Origin of the sequence: Microbacterium sp. 2FI, from assembly GCF_005502885.1 — a bacterium.
Taxonomy (GTDB): Bacteria; Actinomycetota; Actinomycetes; order Actinomycetales; family Microbacteriaceae; genus Microbacterium.
Genome location: NZ_SCMR01000026.1, coordinates 25,642 through 49,075 on the forward strand (window position 1 = coordinate 25,642; position 23,434 = coordinate 49,075).

At 70.3% G+C, this 23,434-nt stretch carries 18 protein-coding genes; 11 read left to right on the forward strand and 7 right to left on the reverse strand.

Going from position 1 to position 23,434, the window contains the following annotated elements; translation table 11 throughout:
• Positions 1-158 precede the first annotated feature (158 nt).
• Positions 159-5,912, forward strand: coding sequence for a pullulanase-type alpha-1,6-glucosidase (pulA, locus tag FFS15_RS16580; RefSeq protein WP_249354163.1), 5,754 nt, complete (start codon positions 159-161; stop codon positions 5,910-5,912).
• 95 nt (positions 5,913-6,007) lie between these two features.
• Here the strand turns inward: pulA and FFS15_RS16585 are convergent, their stop codons facing one another.
• Positions 6,008-6,484: a type VI secretion system tube protein Hcp gene (locus FFS15_RS16585; protein WP_171013246.1), complete on the reverse strand. Its 477-nt coding sequence runs from the start codon at positions 6,482-6,484 to the stop codon at positions 6,008-6,010.
• Between the two features lie 169 nt (positions 6,485-6,653).
• On the opposite strand from FFS15_RS16585, the gene FFS15_RS16590 reads away from it, so the two are divergent.
• Positions 6,654-6,992, forward strand: a complete 339-nt coding sequence (locus tag FFS15_RS16590; protein WP_137846153.1) for a YciI family protein — start codon at positions 6,654-6,656, stop codon at positions 6,990-6,992.
• Positions 6,993-7,059: 67 nt separating this feature from the next.
• On the opposite strand, the gene FFS15_RS16595 is transcribed toward FFS15_RS16590, so the two are convergent.
• Positions 7,060-8,763, reverse strand: a complete 1,704-nt coding sequence (locus FFS15_RS16595; protein ID WP_137846154.1) for a choice-of-anchor I family protein — start codon at positions 8,761-8,763, stop codon at positions 7,060-7,062.
• 226 nt (positions 8,764-8,989) lie between these two features.
• Here FFS15_RS16595 and FFS15_RS16600 point away from each other — a divergent pair, with 226 nt between their 5' ends.
• The 3 genes from FFS15_RS16600 to FFS15_RS16610 are packed head-to-tail and all read left to right on the forward strand — an operon-like array spanning position 8,990 to position 11,885.
• Positions 8,990-10,171 carry an acyl-CoA dehydrogenase family protein gene (locus FFS15_RS16600; protein ID WP_171013249.1) on the forward strand — a complete coding sequence of 394 codons (1,182 nt, stop codon included), beginning with the start codon at positions 8,990-8,992 and terminating at the stop codon, positions 10,169-10,171.
• Positions 10,168-11,070: a 3-hydroxyisobutyrate dehydrogenase gene (mmsB, locus tag FFS15_RS16605; RefSeq protein WP_137846155.1), complete on the forward strand. Its 903-nt coding sequence runs from the start codon at positions 10,168-10,170 to the stop codon at positions 11,068-11,070. Before FFS15_RS16600 ends, mmsB begins: the two co-directional genes overlap by 4 nt.
• Positions 11,071-11,108: 38 nt before the next feature.
• Positions 11,109-11,885, forward strand: a complete 777-nt coding sequence (locus FFS15_RS16610; protein WP_137846156.1) for an enoyl-CoA hydratase — start codon at positions 11,109-11,111, stop codon at positions 11,883-11,885.
• A 4-nt stretch (positions 11,886-11,889) separates the two neighbouring features.
• Here FFS15_RS16610 and FFS15_RS16615 read toward each other — a convergent pair whose 3' ends face one another.
• Complete coding sequence (locus FFS15_RS16615) at positions 11,890-12,426, reverse strand: MarR family transcriptional regulator (protein ID WP_249354155.1); 537 nt, start codon at positions 12,424-12,426, stop codon at positions 11,890-11,892.
• 120 nt (positions 12,427-12,546) lie between these two features.
• Between FFS15_RS16615 and FFS15_RS16620 the strand changes: the two genes are divergently transcribed.
• From FFS15_RS16620 to FFS15_RS16630, 3 genes are read left to right on the forward strand one after another with little or no spacing between them, the layout of a single operon-like run.
• Positions 12,547-13,323, forward strand: a complete 777-nt coding sequence (locus FFS15_RS16620) for an electron transfer flavoprotein subunit beta/FixA family protein (protein WP_137846157.1) — start codon at positions 12,547-12,549, stop codon at positions 13,321-13,323.
• Positions 13,324-13,334: 11 nt separating this feature from the next.
• Positions 13,335-14,300: an electron transfer flavoprotein subunit alpha/FixB family protein gene (locus FFS15_RS16625; RefSeq protein ID WP_137846158.1), complete on the forward strand. Its 966-nt coding sequence runs from the start codon at positions 13,335-13,337 to the stop codon at positions 14,298-14,300.
• Between the two features lie 5 nt (positions 14,301-14,305).
• Positions 14,306-15,799, forward strand: a complete 1,494-nt coding sequence (locus FFS15_RS16630) for a cytochrome b/b6 domain-containing protein (RefSeq protein ID WP_137846159.1) — start codon at positions 14,306-14,308, stop codon at positions 15,797-15,799.
• Here FFS15_RS16630 and FFS15_RS16635 read toward each other — a convergent pair.
• Together FFS15_RS16635 and FFS15_RS16640 are read right to left on the reverse strand one after the other, a co-directional pair.
• Positions 15,786-16,541 carry a coenzyme F420-0:L-glutamate ligase gene (locus FFS15_RS16635; RefSeq protein ID WP_137846160.1) on the reverse strand — a complete coding sequence of 252 codons (756 nt, stop codon included), beginning with the start codon at positions 16,539-16,541 and terminating at the stop codon, positions 15,786-15,788. The genes FFS15_RS16630 and FFS15_RS16635 overlap by 14 nt on opposite strands.
• Positions 16,542-16,555: 14 nt before the next feature.
• The gene (locus FFS15_RS16640; RefSeq protein WP_137846161.1) at positions 16,556-17,062 is read right to left on the reverse strand and encodes a GNAT family N-acetyltransferase; all 507 of its coding nucleotides are present in this window, start codon (positions 17,060-17,062) and stop codon (positions 16,556-16,558) included.
• Between the two features lie 142 nt (positions 17,063-17,204).
• Here FFS15_RS16640 and FFS15_RS16645 point away from each other — a divergent pair, with 142 nt between their 5' ends.
• The gene (locus FFS15_RS16645) at positions 17,205-17,765 is read left to right on the forward strand and encodes an acyl-CoA thioesterase (RefSeq protein ID WP_137846162.1); all 561 of its coding nucleotides are present in this window, start codon (positions 17,205-17,207) and stop codon (positions 17,763-17,765) included.
• A 140-nt stretch (positions 17,766-17,905) separates the two neighbouring features.
• Positions 17,906-18,511: a hypothetical protein gene (locus tag FFS15_RS16650; RefSeq protein WP_137846163.1), complete on the forward strand. Its 606-nt coding sequence runs from the start codon at positions 17,906-17,908 to the stop codon at positions 18,509-18,511.
• A gap of 12 nt (positions 18,512-18,523) precedes the next feature.
• Here the strand turns inward: FFS15_RS16650 and FFS15_RS16655 are convergent, their stop codons facing one another.
• Positions 18,524-19,414, reverse strand: a complete 891-nt coding sequence (locus tag FFS15_RS16655; RefSeq protein ID WP_137846164.1) for a LysR family transcriptional regulator — start codon at positions 19,412-19,414, stop codon at positions 18,524-18,526.
• A 116-nt stretch (positions 19,415-19,530) separates the two neighbouring features.
• Here FFS15_RS16655 and FFS15_RS16660 point away from each other — a divergent pair, with 116 nt between their 5' ends.
• Positions 19,531-23,238, forward strand: a complete 3,708-nt coding sequence (locus tag FFS15_RS16660) for a bifunctional proline dehydrogenase/L-glutamate gamma-semialdehyde dehydrogenase (RefSeq protein WP_249354158.1) — start codon at positions 19,531-19,533, stop codon at positions 23,236-23,238.
• A gap of 6 nt (positions 23,239-23,244) precedes the next feature.
• On the opposite strand, the gene FFS15_RS18705 is transcribed toward FFS15_RS16660, so the two are convergent.
• Positions 23,245-23,412 carry a hypothetical protein gene (locus tag FFS15_RS18705; protein WP_171013247.1) on the reverse strand — a complete coding sequence of 56 codons (168 nt, stop codon included), beginning with the start codon at positions 23,410-23,412 and terminating at the stop codon, positions 23,245-23,247.
• Positions 23,413-23,434 lie beyond the last annotated feature (22 nt).

Below are 23,434 nucleotides of genomic sequence, written 5' to 3' on the forward strand. Positions count from 1 at the left end.
TTGGGGACGGATGCCGAGGCCCCGGCATCCGCCGTATTAAGCCTTTCTCACAATGTAAGCGCTTGCAGTTTCGAATCATCCGGGTTAGCGTCGGCGGAACACCTGCACCTCGGGCACGTCGCCGTGCCCCTCCTCCCCCTGGAGCCCCTGTGTCGAAGATGATGCGCTCGAAGCCGACCTCCGCACGTGCACGACGACTCGCCGCGGTCCTCACCGCCGCCGCGGTGATCCTGACCGGGGGCATCGTCGTCGCAGCCCCCGCGGCGGCCGATGAGCGCACCTTCACGCTCGTCGGGAGTCTGCAGAACGAGCTCGGCTGCACCGAGGACTGGCAGCCGTCGTGCACGGCGACCGACCTCACCGCGACCACGACGCCGGATGTGTACGAGGCCGAGTTCACCGTGCCCGCCGGTACGTTCGAGTACAAGATCGCCGTGAACCACGCGTGGGACGAGTCGTACGGCATCGACGGGCAGAACGTGCCGCTCACAGTCGGCGGTCCGTCGACGCTGCGCTTCGTCTTCGACGACGTCGCCAAGCAGGTCGAGGTCGTGGTCGAGGCCGAGTCCCTCCGCGCCGGCTACACCGAGGCCGATGACGCGCTCGTCGCCGATCCCGTGCGGCAGCCCGGCAGCCAGGAGCAGTTCTACTTCGTCATGACCGACCGCTTCGCCAACGGCGACACGTCCAACGACACCGCGGCGATCGCCGGCGACCGCATGGCGCACGGCTTCGACCCGACGGACAAGGGCTTCTACCACGGCGGCGACATCGCGGGCCTGCGCGAGAACCTCGCCTACATCGACGGGCTCGGCACGACCGCGATCTGGCTGACGCCGAGCTTCAAGAACAAGCCCGTGCAGGGCGAGGGCGCGAACGCGAGCGCCGGGTACCACGGCTACTGGATCACCGACTTCACGCAGCTCGACCCGCACCTGGGCACGAACGCCGAGCTCGAGGCGCTCATCGCCGAGGCGAATGCGAAAGACATCAAGGTCTACTTCGACATCATCACGAACCACACCGCGGACGTCATCTCGTACGAGGAGGGGCAGTACTCCTACATCGATCAGGCGACGAGCCCCTACCGCGACGCCGAGGGTGAGCCCTTCGACATCGCCGCGAACGCAGGCTCGGAGACCTTCCCGACGCTGGATGCCGCCACGAGCTTCCCGTACACGCCCGTCATCGCGCCCGCCGATGCGAACCTCAAGGTCCCGGCGTGGCTGAACGACCCGACGCTCTACCACAACCGCGGCGACTCGACCTGGAGCGGGGAGTCGGTCACGCTCGGCGACTTCTCGGGCCTCGACGACCTCATGACCGAGCACCCGACCGTCGTCGACGGGTTCGTGGACGTGTACCAGGACTGGATCGACCTCGGCATCGACGGCTTCCGCATCGACACCGCCAAGCACGTGAACTTCGAGTTCTGGGAGGAATGGTCCACCGAAGTCCTCGACTACGCACACGCGAACGGCAAGCCCGACTTCTTCATGTTCGGCGAGGTCTACGACGCCGATCCGGTCAAGCTCTCGCCGTACGTCCGGGACACCGACATGAACTCGGTGCTCGACTTCACGTTCCAGTCGTCCGCGTCGAGTTTCGCGCAGGGCAACTCGGCGAGGGGCCTGCGGAGCCTCTTCGCCGGAGACGACCACTACACGACGCCCGATTCGTCCGCGACGGCGCTGCCGACCTTCCTCGGCAACCACGACATGGGCCGCATCGGGTTCTTCCTCAAGAACTCCGGCCAGACCCTCGAGCGCGATCTGCTCGCCCACGACCTGATGTTCCTCGGGCGCGGCCAGCCGGTCGTCTACTACGGTGACGAGCAGGGCTTCGCCGGTGCCGGTGAGGGCAACGACAAGAGCGCGCGCCAGACGCTGTTCGCCTCGCAGGTCGCCGAGTACGTCGAGCAGCCGCTCGTCACCGGCGAGATCGCCGGTGCCGTCGACCGGTTCGCCACCGATGTGCCGGTCTACGAGCACATCGCGGCGCTGTCGCAGCTGCGCGCCGACCACCCGACGCTCGTCACGGGAGCGCAGATCGAGCGGTACGCCGCCGACGGCGCAGGCGTCTACGCCTTCTCGCGCATCGACCGCACCGACAAGGTCGAGTACCTTGTCGCGCTCAACAACGCGACCACCGCGCAGACCGTGAGCCTCACGACGCTCACCGCGGGCGCTTCGTACACGCCGGTCTATGGCGGCGGCGACGCGGTGTCGACGGATGCCGCAGCGGCAGCATCCGTCACCGTCCCCGCGCTCTCGGCGGTCGTCTACCGCGCCGACCGTGCGGTTACCGCCCCCGCAGAGCCGGCCGAGCTCACCATCACCGCACCGGCGACAGGCTCCGGCGTCTCGGGCAAGGCCGCGGTGTCGGCAAGCGCCGGCGACACGTGGCGCGAGACGAGCTTCGCGTGGCGCGTGGTGGGCTCGGACGACTGGAACGCCCTCGGCACCGCCGAAGACACCGACCCCCGCGTCTTCCACGACGTCGGCGACCTCGCGAAGGGCACGCTCGTCGAGTACCGCGCGGTGTCGACGGATGCCGCCGGCGCCCACTCCGCCGCCTCGACGTTCGCGATCGCGGGGTTCGCCGCAGAGGAGCCCGAGGTGCCGACCGAGCTCGTCACCGTTCCCGGCAGCCTCAACACCGAAATGGGCTGCGGCGGCGACTGGGATCCCGCGTGCGAGAAGGCGAAGCTGACGCTCAAGGACGGCATCTACACCGGATCCTTCGCGCTGCCCGCCGGCTCGTACGAGTACAAGGTGGCCCTCAACGGCAACTGGACCGTGAACTACGGCGCGAACGGCGTGCCGGGCGGTGCGAACATCGCGTTCACGCTCGCGCAGGACGCGACCGTCACGTTCTACTACGACCCGCGGACCAACATCGTGCAGTCGTCGGCCGAGGGCCCGATCGTCACGCTTCCCGGCAACTACCAGAGTCAAGTCGGCTGCGCGGGCGACTGGGCGCCCGAGTGCCTGGCGACCATGATGGCGGACGGCGACAGGGACGGCGTGTACGAATTCTCGACCGCCGGCATCGCCGCCGGCGCCTATGAGGCGAAGGCCGCCCACGGTCTCAGCTGGAGCGAGAACTACGGCCAGGACGGAGTGCCCGGCGGCGCGAACTACGCGTTCAGCACGTCCGACGGCGAGGCCGTCGTCTTCCGCTACACGCTCGCCACACACACGCTCGAGATCGAGGTGGCCAACCCGCCGCTCGCGGGGACCGGTGAGCTGCGCGCGCACTGGATCGACGCCGACACGATCGCGTGGCCCACGAACCTCGGCACCGACGCCGTGGGTGCGAGCTGGCAGCTGCACTCCTCTGCCGACGCGACCCTTACGCTCGAGGACGAGCAGGTCAGCGGTGGCGACGCCCTCGATCTCGCCGTCGTCGACGGCGGACTCACCGACGCCCAGCAGGAGCGCTTCCCCGCGCTCGCCGACTTCGTCGCGCTGCGCGTCGAGGGAGCGGATCGGGATGCCGTCGCCGCCCTGCTGCAGGGCCAGCTCAAGGTGTCGCAGCGCGACGCCGAGGGCACCCTCACGGCTTACACCGGCGTGCAGATCCCGGGCGTGCTCGACGACCTCTACGCCGACGGCGTCGGAGACCTCGACCTCGGGGTGACCTTCAAGAGCGGCAAGCCGACGTTCCGCCTGTGGGCGCCGACGGCTTCGTCGGCGACGCTCCTCACATGGGACGCGGGCGCCGAGGGCGAGCCCGCGCGCCACGCCGCGACGTGGGACGCGGCATCCGGAGCATGGTCGGTGAAGGGCGCGAAGTCACTCGCCGGTGCCGAGTACCTGTGGGAGGTCGTGGTCTACGCGCCGACCGAGGGCGCGATCGTCACCAACACGGTGACCGACCCGTACTCGGTGGCGCTCACGATCAACTCCGAGCGCTCGGTCGCCGTCGACCTCGACGACAAGAAGCTCAAGCCGAAGCAGTGGGAGAAGACGAAGGCGCCGATCATCGACCGCCCCGTCGACCGCGCGATCTACGAGCTGCACATCCGCGACTTCTCGATCGGCGACGAGTCCGTGCCCGCCGAGGAGCGCGGCACCTACCGGGCCTTCACGCGCGACAGCGCGGGCACGCAGCAGCTGCGGCAGCTCGCAGACGCCGGCATCAACACCGTGCACCTGCTGCCGTCGTTCGACATCGCCACGATCGAGGAGGACCGCTCTCTTCAGGCCGTGCCCGACTGCAACCTCACGTCGTTCGCCGCCGACAGCGCTGAGCAGCAGGCGTGCGTCGAAGGGGTCGCCGACGCCGACGGTTTCAACTGGGGCTACGACCCGTACCACTACACGGTTCCCGAGGGCTCGTACGCCGTCGACCCCGAGGGCGGTGCGCGCGTCGGCGAATTCCGCGAGATGGTCGGGGCGCTCCATGGCATGGGCCTGCAGGTCGTGCTCGACGAGGTCTACAACCACACCGCGCAGTCGGGTCAGGGCGCCAAATCGGTGCTCGACCAGGTCGTGCCCGGTTACTACCACCGACTGAATCTCGCAGGTGCCGTCGAGACCTCGACCTGCTGCCAGAATGTCGCGACCGAGCACGAGGTGGCGCAGAAGCTCATGGTCGACTCCGTCGTCACGTGGGCGCGCGACTACAAGGTCGACGGCTTCCGCTTCGACCTGATGGGTCACCACTCGCGCGACAACATGCTCGCGATCCGCGATGCGCTCGACGAGCTCACGCTCAAGCAGGACGGGGTCGACGGACAGGCGATCTACCTCTACGGCGAGGGCTGGAACTTCGGTGAGGTCGCGAACAACGCCCTCTTCACCCAGGCCACGCAGGGGCAGCTCGGCAAGACCGGCATCGGCACGTTCAGCGATCGCCTGCGCGACGCGGTGCACGGCGGCAGCCCGGTGGCGGCCGAGACCTTCCAGCAGCAGGGCTTCGGCACGGGGCTCGGCACCGACCCGAACGGCGCGCCGATCAACGGCACGACGGAGCAGGCCCTCGCCGACCTCGCGCACCAGACCGATCTGGTCAAGCTCGGGCTCGCGGGCAACCTCCGCGACTACACGCTGACGGACCACACCGGCGCTGTGAAGGCGGGCGACGAGCTCGACTACCGCGGGGCGCCGGCCGGCTACGCCGACCAGCCCGACGAGATCATCACCTACGTCGACGCGCACGACAACGAGACGCTCTACGACCTGTCGGTGCTGAAGTTGCCGGTCGGCACGTCGATGGGCGATCGCGTGCGGATGAACACGCTGTCGCTCGCGACGACGACGTTCTCGCAGACCCCGTCGTTCTGGCACGCCGGCACCGAGCTCCTCCGCTCGAAGTCGCTCGATCGCAACAGCTACAACTCGGGCGACTGGTTCAACCGCATCGACTGGACCGGTCAGGAGTCGACCTTCGGCTCGGGCCTGCCGCGCGCGGCCGACAACGCCGAGAAGTGGGACACCATGCGCCCGCTCCTCGCGAACCCGGCGCTCAAGCCCGCGGCGTCCGACATCGGTGCGGCTGAGGCGGCGGCGCTCGACCTGTTGCAGGTGCGCGAAGAGGTGGGTCTGCTGCGGCTCGGGTCTGCCGAGCTCATCGGCGAGAAGGTGTCGTTCCCGAACAGCGGGACGGATGCCGCCCCCGGCGTCATCGTGATGCTCATCGACGACCTGGTCGGCGCCGACGTCGATCCGGCCCTCGAGGGCGCGCTCGTGGTGTTCAACGCAGGCGTCGAACCGACGACGCAGGCGGTCTCGGCGCTCGCCGGTCGTGGCTTCTCGCTGACGCCGGCGCTCGCGAACGGGTCCGACGCCGTCGTGAAGACGACGACGTGGGATGCCGCCACCGGCAGTGTCACCGTGCCCGCGCGGTCGGTCGCGGTGCTCGTCGACCGCGAGCCGGTCGGCGCGCACACGAAGCGGGCGCGCTGAGCCGCAGCATCCGCCCCATCCCCGTCGAGACGACGCAGAGTGCACTGTGGCGATGGCCACAGCGACACTCTGCGCCGTCTCGACGCCCGGTCAGATCACCACGCGCGCTGCGCCGTGAAGTCCCAGCCCTCGGTCACCGGCGTGCCGGCGCCGCCGCGCGGATCCTGCGCCGAGACGGTGAGTCTCGTGCGAGCGGAGGTCAGTTCGAAGACGTCGGTGAAGCCGGGCTCGGCGCCGGCGACATCCAGCATCACGACCTGCACGTCCTCGAACTCCCATCGATGGACGACGTCGGCCGCTCCCGCGGTGGCCCGGACGACCTCGAGCGCAGCCGTCGCGAAGCGGGTTCCCTTCGCGACCGCCTCGAACAGCAGCGGCGTCGCGATGCTGGTGGTCGTCGACACGATGAGCGGATGCTGGGTCGCCCGCCCCGCGCCGCCGCCCCCGCCGCCGCGGCCCGGGTTGCGCGTGCCTTCGACGCCCCACGTGACACTCGTGACCTCGATCCAGTCCTTGTGCGCCTTGTCGATCGAAGGGCCGACGATGCCGGGCAGGTGCAGATAGATGTCCACTGAAGTCGCGATCCTTTCGTGCGTTCCCCCGCGCGTCAGCATGGCACCCGGCATCCGAGCCCGCCAGGGGGTCAGAACACGATGCCCGGAAGTGTCGATGTGGCCCGGTGCCGGTCGACGCCCACAGTGAGGGTGGCATCCGCCCGCCTCACCACGGAAGGATCAGACCATGAAGTACATGATGTTCGTCGTCAGCGACGCCCAGCCCGACCAGCCGTCCGACGAGTCCGACATCGACCTGTGGGTCGACCCCCTCGATTCCAGCGGCAAGCGCGTGATCGGCGAGATCCTCGCGCCGCCGGCGGAGTCCACGGTCGTGCGCGTGCGCGGCGGCAAGGTGCTCGCGACCCGTGGGCCGTTCGCCGAGACGAGCGAAGTGATCCTCGGATTCGACATCCTCGAGGTCACGGACCTCGACGAGGCGATCGAGATCGCATCGCGGCATCCGATGGCCCGCAACGGCCAGATCGAGTTGCGCGCCTTCGCCCCGTGGGATGCCGAGGCCTGAGCCCGCGAAACACGTGGCCCCCTCACCCGATGACGGGGAGGGGGCCACGACCCGGCCGGACGGGTACTTAGTCGAGCAGCTCGGTGATCTCGAACAGCGTCGTGGTGCCCGAGACCTCGTTGCCGACGGCCAGCAGCGGAGTGCCCGTGGCCGACGATGCGGCCGGAATGAAGGCGATGCCCTCAGGACCCAGGTCGCCGGCGCTCGCGAGAGCGGCGTCGGTGTCATCGGCGTCTTCGACCGAGACCGAGAAGTCGCGGTTGTTGACGTAGGTCACGAAGAACGACTCCGCCGGTGTCGTGACATCGAACACGGCGATGCCGCCGACGCGCTCGAACCCGATGAACGCGTAGGTGCGGTCGCCGATCTCGCCGATGACGACGCTCTCGGGCTCAGGACCCTTGTCGTCGCTGCGGCCCTCGAGGTTCGATTCGGTGTGGTTCGAGTTGAAGAACTCAGGCGCGGCAGCGTGCGTGATCTGCTCGAACGCGTCGCCCGAGTCGAAGACCTGCTCGCCGCCGGTCGTCCAGATCGAGAACGAGCGGCCGCCGAAGGCGTACAGCTCGCTGTAGCACTTCGCCTCGGCGTCGAAGCCGTTGGCGATCGTGACGTTCAGGCGGCCGAGATCGGCAGCTCCGGTGAGACCCGCGAGCGGGCTGTCGGCGCAGACCGGGCCGTAGCCGTCATCCTCGAGGTCCGCCACGCGAACCGGCTCGACGTAGTCGCCCCACTCGCGCGCGTCGCCCTCGTTCGCGGTGACGAGGTAGGTCTCGCCGTCGGCGGAGTAGGAGTCGATCGCGTCGGGCATGTAGATGCCGTACAGGTCCTCGAACGTGCGAATGCCGAAGGTCGGCGCATTGCGCGGGTCGCGGTCGCTCGGATCGATGCCGTTGCCCGGGACCCCGAGGTCCTTGAAGCCGAGCGACCAGATGTCGTTCACCGTCGCCGAGTTCAGGTTCACGACCGCGACCGCGTTGGCCTCCTGGAGCGTCACGTACGCGGTCGTGCCGACGACGGTGATGTACTCGGGCTCGAGGTTGCGCGAGACGGGGTTCCCGGCCTCGGGGACCTCGCCGAAGACGCGCACGTCCGCGGGCAGGGTCTTCGAGCCGCCCTCCTCGAACGCATGGAAGTCCGCCGTCCGGACGTTCCCCTGGTTCGATGCGCGCAGCTTCGTGGGGTGGAGCTTCACCACGCTGACCGAGCCCTCGGGGTCGACGGTGTAGTCGTCGGCGGGCTCGCCCTCGTTCGCGACGACGGCGTACTTGCCGTCGGAGGTGATCGTCACCATATCGGGCAGCGCGCCGACGGTGACCTCGCCGAGGTAGGCGTCTTCGGCGTCATCGGCGTTCGCGTCGAAGAACACCAGGTGGCCGGCATCCGTCTTCACCGAAGCTTCGAAGGCGATGACGCCGAGGCCGTCGGCGCGGATCGAGACCGAGTTGGCGATGCCGTCCGATTCGATCGCGTACTCGAAGGCGATCGAGGCCGGATCGGAGTAGTCGAGAACCTCGACCGCGCCCGCCTGCGCGTTGACGACGTAGAGGCGATCGCCGTGGGCCTTCACGATCTCGGCTGCCGACGCGTCGAAGACGCCGGTCTCGTAGGTGCCGAGCGGCGCGAGAGCGAGTGCAGCCGCATCGGCGGAGTGCGTGATCGGGTCGGGCACGATCGCGGCGGATGCCGCGGTCAGGGGTGTCAGCGTGAGCGCGCAGACGGCGGCGGTCGTGGCGACGATCGCGGCGGTGCGCCGGGGCGAAGGCGAAGGCATCGGTGTCCTCGGGTCGGGAGGTCGGCACGCGGACGCGTGCCGAAGTCCGTCGTACCGACCCGCGGTGTGCGGCCGGTGAACGACGGGCGAACAGGAGGCATTCGCGGGAGTCCTCGCAAATACAAGGACGTCCATGTAAAATGATCACCGTGCCAATGCCGGCACGCACACGCTCAGCAGGATGCCCCACGAAGGCGTCCGCAAAGCCGAAGGAGCCCCGGTGTCGATGACGATCACCCCGCCCGCAGCCACCACGATCAGCGACGACGAACGCGCCGCGATCCTCGAGGCGGTCCGAGACTTCGCCGAGTCGGAACTCGCCCCCCACGCGCTGGACTGGGATGAGCGCAAGCACTTCCCGCTCGACACGCTTCAGCGCGCCGGCGATCTCGGTCTCGGCGGCATCTATGTGCGCGAGGATGTGGGCGGCACCGGCCTGTCACGGTCGGACTCGGCGCTCATCTTCGAGGCGCTCGCGATGGGCGATCCCGCGATCGCCGCGTACATCTCGATCCACAACATGGTCGCCTGGATGATCGACACCTACGGGTCGGCCGATCAGCGCACCGAGTGGCTTCCGCAGCTCACCGCGATGACCCACCTCGGCAGCTACTGCCTCACCGAGCCCGGCGCAGGGTCGGATGCCGCCGCGATCACGACCAGTGCGATCCGCGACGGCGACGAGTACGTACTCACCGGAGTCAAGCAGTTCATCTCGGGCGCGGGCGCGGCATCCGTCTACATCGTGATGGCCCGCACGGGCGAGCCGGGTGCGCGGGGCATCACCGCGTTCCTCGTTTCCGACGGGACGCCGGGACTCTCGTTCGGCGCGAACGAGAAGAAGATGGGCTGGAACGCGCAGCCCACCCGCCAGGTGATCCTCGACGAGGTGCGGGTGCCCGCCACGAGCGTCCTCGGCGGCGAGGGGCAGGGGTTCAAGATCGCGATGTCGGCCCTCAACGGCGGGCGGCTGAGCATCGCGGCCTGCTCACTCGGCGGCGCCCAGTGGGCGCTCGATCGCGCGATCCGCTATGTGCACGAGCGCTTCACCTTCGGCGAGCCCCTCGCCGAGAAGCAGTCGGTGGTCTTCACCCTCGCCGACATGGCGACCGACCTGCACGCGGCGCGGGCGCTCGTGCGCGATGCCGCGGCCGCGCTCGATGCGAAAGACCCGGGCGCCGCGTCGAGCGATGTCAACATGCAGTGCGCGATGGCCAAGCGCTTCGCGACGGATGCCGGGTTCCGCATCGCCAACGAGGCCCTCCAGCTGCACGGCGGCTACGGCTATCTGCAGGAGTACGGCATCGAGAAGGTGGTGCGCGACCTGCGCGTGCATCAGATCCTCGAGGGCACCAACGAGATCATGCGCGTCATCATCGGGCGCGAGCTGCTCGGCGGCGCGCGATGACCCGCGTGGCGTTCCTCGGCCTCGGTCACATGGGCCTGCCGATGGCGAAGAACCTCGCCGCCGCCGGGCACGCCGTCGTCGGGTTCGACGTCTTTCCGGCAGCGACCGAGGCGGCATCCGTCGCGGGGCTCGCTGTCGCCGCGTCGGCCGTCGACGCCGTGCGTTCGGGCGTCGACGTCGTGATCACGATGTTCCAGACCGGCGCGCAGGTGCTCGGCGCCTATCGCGGAGCCGACGGGGTCGAAGGCCTCCTCGCCGCGGCCGCGCCCGGAACCCTCTTCATCGACTGCTCGACGATCGCCGTCGACGACGCGCGGGCGGCGCATGCGCTGGCCGAGGCGGCCGGTCATCGCGGCATCGACGCCCCCGTCTCGGGTGGCGTCGTTGGGGCCGAGAACGCGACGCTCGCGTTCATGGTGGGGGCATCGGACGACGACTTCGCGGCCGCCGAGCCGCTGCTGGCTGCCATGGGCAGGCGCGTCGTGCACTGCGGCGGTGCCGGGCTCGGGCAGGCGGCGAAGGTCTGCAACAACATGATCCTCGCGGTGTCGCAGATCGCGGTCGCCGAGGCGTTCGTGCTGGGGGAGCGGCTCGGGCTGTCGCACCAGGCCCTGTTCGATGTCGCCTCGAATGCGTCGGGGCAGTGCTGGGCGCTCACCACGAACTGCCCGGTGCCCGGCCCCGTTCCCACGAGCCCCGCCAATCGCGACTACCAGCCGGGGTTCGCCGGCGCCCTTATGAACAAAGACCTGGGCCTCGCCGAGCAGGCGATCGCGCTCACGGGCGTCGACGCGCGCATGGGCATGCTCGCGCGCGAGCTGTACCGGCAGTTCGCGGACGGCCCCGGCGCAGGGCAGGATTTCTCGGGGATCATCCACACGATCCGCGACGGTCGTTGAGCGAGCGCAGCGAGACGAAACGCACACCGAGGAGAACCATGACCGATTTCGAGACGATCCTCGTCGAGACGCGCGGCCGCGTCGGCTGGATCACGATCAACCGGCCCGAGGCGCTCAATGCGCTGAACTCGCAGGTGATGAAGGACATCGTGGTCGCGGCATCCGCCTTCGACGCCGACGAGGGGATCGGTGCGATCGTCGTCACCGGGTCGGAGCGCGCGTTCGCGGCAGGCGCCGACATCAAGGAGATGGAGTCCAAGTCCGGCCTCGAGATGCTGATGGCCGACCACTTCGGCGGGTGGGCGCAGTTCGCGGCGGTACGGACGCCGGTGATCGCGGCAGTGTCGGGGTACGCGCTCGGCGGCGGGTGCGAGCTGGCGATGATGTGCGACATCATCCTCGCCGCCGACACCGCGAAGTTCGGGCAGCCCGAGATCAACCTCGGCGTCATCCCCGGCATGGGCGGCTCGCAGCGCCTGATCCGCGCGGTCGGGTACTACAAGGCCGCCGAACTCGTCTTGACGGGACGGATGCTGGGCGCCGAAGAGGCCGAGCGTGCGGGCCTCGTCTCACGCGTCGTGCCGGCAGCCGACCTGCTGGCCGAGGCCGGCAAGGTCGCCGAGACCATCGCGTCGAAGTCGCTGCCGTCGCTCTATGCGGCCAAGGCGGCGCTGGACGCCGCGATGGAGGTGCCACTCACCGAGGGACTGCGCTTCGAGCGGCACGTGTTCGCGTCGCTGTTCGACACCGTCGATCAGAAGGAGGGCATGGCCGCCTTCCGCGAGAAGCGGGCCCCCGACTTCCAGAACCGCTGAGACGTCAGAGCGGGTCGGGCGAGGGGCGGGGGTCGTCGAAGTCGCCGGCATCCCGGCGCAGCCGCGCGATGATCGAGACGAGCTCGTCGGTGTCGGCGGCGTCCAGGCCCGGCTGTGTGAACACCTCGGCGTTGAGCGCCGCCGTCGCCCGCTCGGCGAGCGTGCGACCGGCATCCGTCAGCACGATGAGGGTCGCGCGGCCGTCGTCGGGGTGCGGTTCGCGCGCGACGAGCCCGTCCGTCTGCAGCCGGTCGACGGTGTTGGTGACGCTCGTCGGGTGCACTTGCAGACGAGCGGATGCCGAGGCCATCGGCATCCGTCCCCCTCTCGTGAAGCTGAGAAGGGTGAGCAGCTCGTAGCGCGCGAAGGTGAGGCCGAACGGTCGCAGCGTCTCGTCGACGCGGGCGAGCATGAGCTGGTGTGCGCGCATGATCGAGGTCACCGCGGTCATGCCGGCGGCGGCATCCGTCCATCCGTGGGAGAGCCACTGCCGTTTGGCCTCGGCGATCGGATCCACGGTCAGGCGTTTCACGCGTGCCACAACGCACCTCCTGAGATCGTGCTCCACGGTAGTCGGTTTCCTCTGGGCGAGGCGTCGCCGGAGCCGCGGGCTGAATAGACTCGGCAGGACGAACGTCCGCTGCAGAACGGTGAAGTGAGTATGAAGATCGTCGTCCTGGTCAAGGAAGTCCCGGACACCTACGGTGACCGCAAGCTCAGTCTCGAAACGGGTCTGGCCGATCGCGCCGCGAACGACCGCGTGCTCGACGAGATCGGCGAGCGCTCGCTCGAGGTGGCACTGTCGTACGCCGACAAGAACCCCGGCACCGAGGTCGTCGTGCTGTCGATGGCGTCGTCCGATGCCACCGCGACCGTGCGCAAGGGACTCGCGATGGGTGCGGCATCTGCCGTGCAGGTCGTCGACGACGCCCTGCTCGGCGCCGATCTGGGGTTGACCGCCGAGGTGCTCGCCGCAGCGCTCAAGCGCACCGGCTTCGACCTCGTGATCACGGGCAACCAGTCCACCGACGGCTCGGGCGGAGTTCTGCCGGCGATGCTCGCCGAGCTGCTCGATGTGCCGTCGGCGACTTCTCTCTCGTCGGTGGAGATCGCCGAGACGCAGGTCTCGGGCGTGCGCGCGTCGGATGGCGCGACCGCGCAGATGTCGGCCGAGTACCCGGCGCTGATCTCGATCACCGAGGCCCTTCCCGACGCCCGGTTCCCGAACTTCAAGGGCATCATGGCGGCGAAGAAGAAGCCCTTCGAGGCGCTCAGCCTCGACGACCTCGGCATCGACGCGCACGATCCCGCAGCGGCCCGCTCGATCGTGATCGCGATCGCGGAGAAGCCGCCCCGCGAGGCGGGCGTCAAGATCGTCGACGAGGGCGACGCGGGCGAGCAGCTCGCGGAGTTCCTCATCCAGAACCGGCTCGCGTAGGGATGGCTGCCATGACGTTCGCAGATGACTCGATCCTCGTCCTCCTCGACGTGACCCCGTCGGGCGCGCTCGCGAAGTCCGCCGCCGGTCTCCTCGGCGCCGCAGCCTCGGTCGGCACTCCGGTCGCGGTGGTCGTGGGGGACCAGAAGCTCGCAGCCGATGCCGCGGCGCTCGGCGCAGCATCCGTCCTCGTCGCCGCCCCGACGGAGGGCCTCACCGTGCCCGCCGTCGACGCACTCGCCTCGGCCGCCGACCTGGTTCGGCCCGACGCGATCCTGGTGTCGCACTCGATCGAAGGCCGCGAAGTCGCCGGCCGGTTCGCCGCCCGCACGCGTTCGGGCATCGCGGTCGACGCGGTGGGCGTCTCACGGGATGCCGAGGGCGTCGTCGCCCACCACTCGGTCTACGGCGGCGCCTACAACGTCGATTCGGCCGTGACGTGGGGAGCGCCCGTGATCACGATCCGCCAGGGCGCGATCGACGCGCGGGCGGATGCCGTGGCCTCGCCCGCGGTCGAGACGCTCGAGGTCGTCCGGTCGGGGCGGAAGACCGCGACCGTCGGCGCCGTCGAGGAAGCGGTCGTGTCGTCGTCGCGTCCCGAGCTGCGCGGAGCCGCGAAGGTCGTCTCGGGCGGGCGCGGACTCGGCTCGGGCGAGCAGTTCTCGCTCGTCGACCAGCTCGCCGACGCGCTCGGCGCCGCCGTGGGCGCATCGCGCGCCGCCGTCGACGCGGGGTACGTGCCGCAGTCGTACCAGGTCGGGCAGACGGGTGTCTCGGTGTCGCCGCAGCTGTACGTCGCGCTCGGCATCTCGGGCGCGATCCAGCACAAGGCCGGCATGCAGACGGCGAAGACGATCGTCGCGATCAACAAGGACGCCGACGCCCCGATCTTCGAGATCGCCGACTTCGGCGTGGTCGGAGACCTGTTCACCGTGGTGCCGCAGCTCATCGCGGCGCTCGAGGCGAAGAAGGCGTAGCCCGGATGGCGACGTACGGCACGGCGATCCGTCGCGGGCTCCCGCGCGTGGCGGGTGGCGAGGCGTGGCCCGCGGGTGGAGACGCGCCGGTCGACGTCGCGGCGGTGGTGGCTGAGACTGGCGAGGTGGCTGAGGCTGCTAGGACGACGGCGGCCGAGGCTGTGGCAGCGTCGGCCGCCGCTCCGGCCGGGTTCGGGGCGCCGTCTGTGCACGACACGCCGCAACACGCCGACGCCGTTGCCGTTGAGACGCCCCAAACCCCGGAGATGACTGTGGCCGCCGCAGCCGCGGCGCCGTCGGTGCGTCGCGGACTGCCGCGCGTCGCGGGCGGCGAGCCTTGGCCTCCGGCGGACTTCGTGCCCGCGGCTGCCGCCACGACCACGGCGACGGATGCTGCCGCCTCGGCGACAGCGGACGCAACCGCCCCCGTCGCCGACACGTCGCCCGCCGTGGGGACCGCGGCCCTGGCATCCGTCCGCCCGACCGTCGACGTGTCGACCCCGCTGCCGTTCACGCCCACGGTGTGGCCCGGCAAGGCCGCATTCACGCGGCCCGAGCGGCGGCCCGACCCCGTCCGCATCGGACCCTTCACCAAGCTGCAGTGGGCGGGTGCCGTCATCATCGGCGGCGGCGGCCTGCTGTACGCCGGGCTGCTGCTGGTCGTCGCGGTGCGGTGGTTCCTGAGCCTGGACTTCATGGTGGACTTCCTCGCCACGTATCCGGGCGAGTACCACCTGCCCGAGGGGGCGCCCGTCGGGTTCCCGGCGTGGCTCGGGTGGCAGCACTTCTTCAACGTCTTCCTGATGGTGCTGATCATCCGCTCGGGGCTGCAGGTGCGGACCGAGAAGCGGCCGAGCGTGTTCTGGTCGCCGCGGAACAACGGCAAGCGCAAGATCAGCCTGAACCTGTGGTTCCACCAGTCGCTCGACATCCTGTGGCTGGTCAACGGCGCGATCTTCGTCGTGCTGCTGTTCGCCACGGGGCAGTGGATGCGGATCGTCCCCACCTCGTGGGAGGTGTTCCCCAACGCCCTGTCGTCGGCGCTGCAGTACGTGTCGCTGGACTGGCCCACCGAGAACGGCTGGGTCAACTACAACTCGCTGCAGCAGCTCGCGTACTTCACCACCGTGTTCATCGCAGCACCACTCGCCGCGATCACCGGTGTGCGCATGTCGGGGATCTGGCCGAAGAACGCCACGGGCCTCAACAAGGCGTATCCGGTGGAGTGGGCGCGGGCCGTGCACTTCCCGGTGATGCTCTACTTCTGCCTGTTCATCTTCGTGCACGTCGTGCTCGTCTTCGCGACCGGGGCGCTGCGCAACCTCAACCACATGTACGCCGCGCAGGGCTCGACCGATCCCGACGCCTACGCCATGAACTGGACCGGGTTCTGGATCTTCGCCGTCTCGATGCTCGTCATCGCGGGCGCGTGGGTCGCGGCACGACCCCTCGTGCTCGCCCCGATCGCGCGCCTGTTCGGCAAGGTCAGCGGGCGCTGAGCCCGGCTTCGTACCCCTCGGCGTAGGCCTCGTCGGCGCCGAGGCGGAACATGTCGCTCTCGAGCGGGCGCACGATCGACCGGGCGCCGGGCAGGTCGAGCGAGCCGACGAGGTCGGCGCGCCCGCGGACGACCGCGACCGGCAGCCGGGCGGTCTTGCCCTTGACGAGGTCGGCGGCGCCGGCGAGCTCGTCCGCGACGCACGGCATGGTCACCGAGAGCGGGCGACCCTCGGCATCCGTCGCCCCGCGCAGGTCCTCGAAGACGTGCACTCCGCCGGCGCCGATCGCGTGATCGGTCTGCCCCTCGCGCCACGCGCGGCCGAGGGTGTCGGAGATGAGGACGCCGACCTCGACGCCGAACTTCTCGCGCAGGCCTGCTGCGAGGGCGCGCGCGGAGGCGTCGGGGTCTTCCGGCAGAAGCAGGATCGTGCCGGAGGGCGTGTTCGACGCGTCGACCCCGGCGGCCGCGGCGACGATGCCGAGCCGGCTCTGCACGATGCGGGTGGTGCCGCCGTTCGGGGTGACGCGCGAGGCCACGACCCGGACCGTCTCGGCGGTGATGGCGTCTTCGCGGCCCTCGGCGGCGATGATGCGATCTTCGGCCTTCGAGACGATCTTCGACGTCACCACCAGGATGTCGCCGTCCTCGAGGGTACCGGCCGCTGCATCCGCGATCGCCGCCACGAGGTCGGTGCCGGGCGTGATCTCGGGGATGCCCGCGAGGGCCCAGACCTGCAGCACGTCAGCCGTGCGGGTCAGCGGACGAAGCGGACTTCGGTGAGCGTCTCGCCGAGGAACGGCTCGGTGTGCGAGGCGCCGTCGAGCGCGAACCCGTTGCGAACGTAGAAGCGGTGCGCGCGCGGGTTGTCGTCGGCGACCCAGAGGTAGACCTCTTCGTCGGCCTCGACGACGGCGTCGAAGAGGCGCTGGCCGATTCCGGTGCCGTGGTGGGTGTCGAGCAGGTAGATGAAGTACAGCTCACGGAAGCGCGGGGCGTCCTTGTCGCGGGCGGGACCGGAGCCTGCGAATCCGACGATCTCGCCGCCCTCGAGCGCGGCGAACATCTTGAAGTCGGGACCCTGGACGGCCCAGTGGGTCCAGAGCTCGGCGAGTCGCTTGGGGGAGACGGCCTCGAGGGCCGCCTTGCTGATCAGGTGGTCGTACGTCTCGTGCCAGCAGGTGGCGTGGACGCGTCCGAGTGCCTCGGCGTCGACGTCCCGGACCGGACGGACGACGATGTCGGTCTGGAGTTCGGCTTCCATGGGGCGACTCTACGCTCGGGTCGGCGCGGGGCGAAATCGACCCGGCGGAGCTGTGGAGGGGGAAAGCGGATGCCGATTCCCGCCTGTCGGGAACCCACAACGGAATGTCGCGAACCCTCGTCGATCGCTACCATCGCTCCTCGTGAACGTGATCTGGCGCACCCTCATGACGATCCTGCGCGCGAAGGCGATGCTGCGTCGCAACGGACCCATCGCGCCGACGGCCGTCGGGCGCGTACGGGTGCGCACGCTCCCGACCGACATCGACCTGCTCGGACACATGAACAACGGGCGCTACGGGTCGCTGTTCGACCTCGGCCGGTTCGACCTCTTGATCCGCACCGGGCTGTGGGACCTCCTGAACCGCAATCGCTGGTACGCGGTCGTCGCGAGCGAGACGATCACCTTCCGGAAGTCGCTCGAACTCTGGCAGTCGTTCACCGTCGAGTCGCGGCTCCTCGGCCACGACGACAAGTCGTCGTACCTCGTGCACCGCGCCGTGGTCGACGGCGAGGTGTACGCCGAGATGATCGTGCGCGCGCGATTCCTGCGCCGCAGCGGCGGCATCGTGCCCCTCGAGGAGCTCTTCGAGGCTCTGCACCGCCCCGACAACCTGCCCGAGCTCGAGCCCTGGGTGAGCGAGTGGGCGGCGGCATCCGCTCTGCCCTCGACGAAGAAGCCGGCGCCGAGCGTCTGGAGCTGAGTCTCCGGCGCTGATCCGCCTCGCGCGGTAGCGCACTCGCGCCGCCGTGGCAAGGGCATTGTCGGTCTCGGTCGAGTCGGGTTCAGTGGAACCCCGGAGCGCCGCGACCCCCTCGGCGCCGAACCGAGAAGGAGTGAGCCGTGGACACCACCACCCTCATCTGGATCATCGTGGGCATCGCGGTGGTCGCCGTGATCATCGTCGTCGTCCTCATGATGAACTCGCGCCGAGCGCGCGAACGCCACGAGGCAGCCCAGCACGAGAAGGCCGAGAAGCTGCGCGAAGACGCCCGTGCGACCGAGATGGCCGCGCGTGAGCGCGAGGCTCAGATCGCCCAGGCCCGCGCCGACGAGGCCTCTGCGGCAGCCGCTGCCGAGCAGGCCAAGGCGCGGGCGGCCCAGGCCTCGATCGATGCCGAACGTCACGCCGGCTCGATCGACGAGCACCGCGCGGATGCCGAGAAGCTGCGAGCCGAGCACGCCGAGACTCTCCGCAAGGCCGACGAGGTCGACCCCTTTGTCCAGAACACGCGGACGGATGCTGCCCCCGAGCGCACCGAGAGTGTTCGCACCGAGAACCGACGCACCGACGGCGAGCGCACCGAGAACTGGCGTCCGGTGTCGGCCGACACCGCGACCGATCAGCCCATCACGCGCGACCCCGACCCCTCGGTGACGCACGCAGGCGATGAGCCGATCACGCGCCGACGCGCAGAGGTTCCGGCCGACAGCACCGATCGGGTCTGATCCGTCGCAGCCTCACGTCTGCCGGCTCGCCGGGAAGGCATCCTGCAGGGCGGCATCGACCGCCTGGATGCCCGAGCGCGAGGTCGACGACGAGCGCTGCGCGACGAAGATCTCTCGCGCCGGTGCGCCATCGAGATCGATGAGACGCACCGGCGGCGCCGCCCCGGCCCAGATGAGGTCGGGGAGGAGGCCCGCGGCGAGCCCTGCGGCGATGAGCCGCACGTGAGCCGTGAGGTCGGCGAGCTCGAACCGCACATCGGGCTCGAAGCCGGCCGCCCGGCACTGCTGGACCGCCCACTGGCGGGCCGCAGTGCCGGGAGGCTCCATCACCCACGCGCGATCGTGCAGTTCCGCGAGGTCGACCGGCGGCTCGGACGGGCCGACGGCGAGCCGGATCGCGTCGGCGCCGAGAGTGCGGCGAGTGAGCCCGTCGACGTGGGCGCGGGTGTGCCCGGGGTACTGCTCGGCGATCACAAGATCGAACCGGCGTGCCGACAGCTCGAACAGCCCTTCCTCGGGTGGGAGTTCGGTCACCTCGACCCGCAGGTCGGGCTCGCGTTCGGCCAGCAGTGCGAGCGCTCCGGGCAGGATCGCGTGGGCCGCGGTCTGCATGGTCGCCACGCGCACCGGTGCGATCCCGGGCTGCAGCGCCTCGAGGTCGCCGCGCGCCCGCTCGTCGAGTTCGAGGGCCCGTGCTGCGTGCGCGGCCAGCAGCGCGCCGTGCTCGGTCAGCCGCACGCGGCGCCCATCGGGGACGAGGAGCGGAACGCCCGCGTCCTTCTCGAGCTGCGCGAGCTGCTGCGAGATGGTGGACGGGCTGTACGCGAGGGCCTCGGCGACGGCAGAGAGCGTGCCGCGCAGGGCGAGTTCGTGCAGCAGGCGCAGCCGTCGCAGCTCGAACATGCGTGCACCTCGCAGACTCATCGATGATCCCGACGAGTAATGATCGCAGATCATCGCTTTTCATGATGGATGCCTAGGCGCACACTGGAAGCACCCCACCTCTGCAAAGGATGCCGATGGCCTCGCAACCCGCTCCGCCCGCCACCCTCGAAGACGCCGCGATCGCTCTGGCCGAGCGCTGGATCGCCGAGGCCGACGAGGTCGAGGTCGACCCCGCCGCCGAGCGGCTCGCCGGCGTGCTGAAGGACCCGAACGGACTCCCGTTCACGATCGGGTTCGTCGACGGTGTGATGCGTCCCGAGAGTCTGGCCGCCGCGGCATCCAATCTCCATCGGGTCGCACCGCTCGTGCCCGCCTTCCTGCCGTGGTACCTGCGATCGGCCGTTCAGCTCGGGGGAGCCGTCGCGCCCGTGCTGCCGTCGCCCGTCGTGCCGATCGCGCGGCGCGTGCTGCGCGAGATGGTCGGGCACCTCGTCGTCGACGCCCGGCCCGACAAGCTCGGACCGGCGATCGCGAAGATCCGCGAGAGCGGCGCGCGGCTGAACCTCAACCTGCTCGGCGAGGCGGTGCTCGGCGAGGGCGAGGCGCTGCGGCGGCTCGAGGGCATCCACGAGCTGATCCGCCGGCCCGACGTCGACTACGTGTCGGTGAAGGTCTCGGCGATCGCGAGCCACATCTCGATGTGGGCGTTCGACGAAGTGGTCGACGCGGTCGTCGAGCGCCTGCTGCCGCTGTACCTCACGGCGGCCTCGGACCGGACCTTCATCAACCTCGACATGGAGGAATACCGCGACCTCGACCTCACGATCGCGGTGTTCACGCGCATCCTCGAAGACCCGCGCCTGCGGGATCTCGAGGCGGGGATCGTGCTTCAGGCCTACCTGCCCGACGCACTGCCGGCGCTGCAGCAGCTCACCGCGTGGGCGCAGGAGCGGGTCGCGGACGGGGGAGCGCGCATCAAGGTTCGGCTCGTCAAGGGCGCGAACCTCGCGATGGAGCGGGTGGATGCCGCGATGCACGGGTGGCCGCTGGCCACCTACGACGCGAAGGTCGATTCCGACGCGAACTACCTGCGGTGCCTCGATTTCGCCCTCGATCCCACGCGCACCGCGGGGGTGCGCATCGGTGTCGCGGGGCACAACCTCTTCGACGTCGCCTACGCGTGGCTGCTCGCGGGCGAGCGAGGCGTGGCCGATGGGGTCGAGTTCGAGATGCTGCTCGGCATGGCGCAGGGCCAGGTCGAAGCCGTCACGCGCGAGGTCGGGCCCGTACTGCTCTACGTGCCGGTCGTGCGTCCCGACGAGTTCGACGTCGCCATCAGCTATCTCGTGCGGCGGCTGGAGGAGAACGCGTCGAGCGACAACTTCCTCTCGGCCGCGTTCGATCTCGCCGACGACCCGGCGATGTTCCAGCGCGAGCGCGATCGGTTCTCGGCCTCGCTCGTGCGGGCTGCCGACACGGGCCTGCGCATCGGTCCGAACCGCTCGCAGGATCGCACCCAGGCCTCGGTCGCTGAGCGAGCGCAGCCGCACATCTCGGTCGCTGAGCGAGCGCAGCGAGACGAAGCGAGCGCACCCTCCGCCGACGCCGACCTCACGCGCGCGGTGCTCGGCATCGCGCGCGCCTCGACGTCGGATCCCGGCGAGACCGCGCCGCTGGCGCCCGTAGCCGAGCAGCAGCAGTTCGCCGGCGACGCCTTCGTCGAGACCGCGGTGTTCGCGCCCCGCGAGGCCGATCGTGCCGCGACGGGCGCGCCGGGGTTCCGCAATGCGCCCGACTCCGACCCGGCGCTGCCGGCGAACCGGGCATGGGCTCGCGACATCCTGTCGCGGATCGAGTCGTCGACGGCCGGTGACGCGACGATCGCGGCCGCGCGGGTCGACGACGCCGACGTGCTCGAGCGCATCGTGGCGCAGGTTCGCGATGCCGCAGCCTCGTGGGGTGCGAAGCCCGCCGCCGATCGCGCCGCCGTGCTGGCGGACGCCGGCCGCGCGCTCGAGGAGCGTCGGGCCGAGCTGATCGAGGTCGCCGCCTCCGAGACCGGCAAGGTTCTCGCCGAGGCCGACGTCGAGGTCAGCGAGGCCGTCGACTTCGCGCACTACTACGCCGCGACCGCGCGCGAGCTCGACACCGTGAGCGGCGCCGTGTTCGTGCCCGCACGGCTCACCGTCGTCACCCCGCCGTGGAACTTCCCCGTCGCCATCGCCGCGGGCGGCGTGCTGGCCGCTCTCGCCGCGGGGTCCGGCGTCGTCTTCAAGCCCGCGCCGCAGGCCCGGCGCTGCGCGGCCGTGGTCGCCGAGGCGCTGTGGGCGGCGGGTGTTCCGCGCGACGTGCTCGCGCTCGTCGACATCGACGAAGGATCGCTCGGGCAGCAGCTGCTGTCGCATCCCGACGTCGACCGCGTGATCCTCACGGGCGCGTGGGAGACCGCAGCGCTGTTCCGCTCGTGGCGGCCCGATCTGCCGCTGCTGGCCGAGACCAGCGGCAAGAACGCGATGATCGTCATGCCCTCGGCCGACCTGGATCTTGCCGCCGGCGACCTCATCAAGAGTGCGTTCGGGCATGCCGGACAGAAGTGCTCCGCGGCATCCCTCGCCATCCTCGTCGGCCCGGTCGGTCGCTCGAAGCGATTCGCCCGGCAGCTCGTCGACGCGACGCGGTCACTCCGGGTCGGTCCGCCGACCGATGCGCTGAGCGAGGTCGGCCCGGTCGTCGAGGCGCCGCGCGGCAAGCTCGCGTGGGCGCTGTCGACCCTGGACGAGGGCGAGAGGTGGCTGGTCGAGCCCGAGGCCGTCGATCGCGGACCCGAGTACGCCGGACGCTTCTTCACACCCGGCATCCGCGTCGGCGTGGCACCCGGCTCGCGCTTCCACCGCGAGGAGTTCTTCGGCCCCGTCATGGGCGTCATGCACGCGAACTCGCTGAGCGAGGCGATCGAGCTGCAGAACGCCGTCGCCTACGGGTTGACGGCAGGGCTCTACACGCAGAACCCCGACGACCTCGCACTCTGGCTCGACCGGGTCGAGGCGGGCAACCTCTACGTCAACCGCGGCATCACGGGTGCGATCGTGCAGCGCCAGCCGTTCGGCGGCTGGAAGCGCTCGTCGGTCGGCGCCGGCACCAAGGCGGGTGGCCCCAACTACCTCGTCGGCCTCGGCTCGTGGCGGCCCTCGTCCGGGGCGACGTCTTCGGCGACGCTGCACCTGCGCGGGCTCGACTCGCGCATCACGGCGCTCATCGAGGCCGCACAGCCCTCACTCGACTACGACGCGTTCGAGTGGCTGCGCCGCGGCGCGCTGTCGGACGCGATCGCGTGGGACCGCGAGTTCGGACAGGTGAAGGACGTCTCGCGCCTCGGCGTCGAGCGCAACCTCTTCCGGTACCGGCCCATCGCGAGCCTCGCGGTGCGGGCGACGGGGGATGCCACGTGGCATGCGCTCCTGCGGGTGGCGGTGGCCGGCATCCGCGCCGGTGCCCCGTTCGCGATCAGCGCGCCCGTCGGGCTCCCGGCTACCGTGCGGCGCGTGCTGAGCGATCTCGAGGTGCCGGTGTACGTCGAGACCGAGGAGCAATGGCTCGAGCGCATGGCCGAGGCCCCGGATCGACCGGCGCGCGTGCGGCTCGTCGGGTCGACGGATGCTGTCGCCGCTGCGCACCGCGCGCTCGCCGAGGCGACCGGAGGCGACCCCGACCTCGCCGTCTACGACAACGAGGTGACGACGGCCGGTCGGCTCGAGCTGCTGCCGTTCCTGCACGAGCAGTCGATCTCGATCACCGCCCACCGCTTCGGCAATCCCGACCGCTGGTCGGAGGCCGTCATCTGACGCGGGTCAGAGGCCGTCGGCATCCAGGTGCGAGGTGACCGGCTGTGCCGGCCGACGCGCCTCGTCGTGCGCGCGCAGGGCGCTGAGCACCGCCGCCCGGACGACCCAGTAGAGCACGAACGCGCCGATGGCGAACGGCACGAGGTAGACGAAGAGGACGACGACGAGCTCCATACGCGGGAGCCTAGTGCCGTGC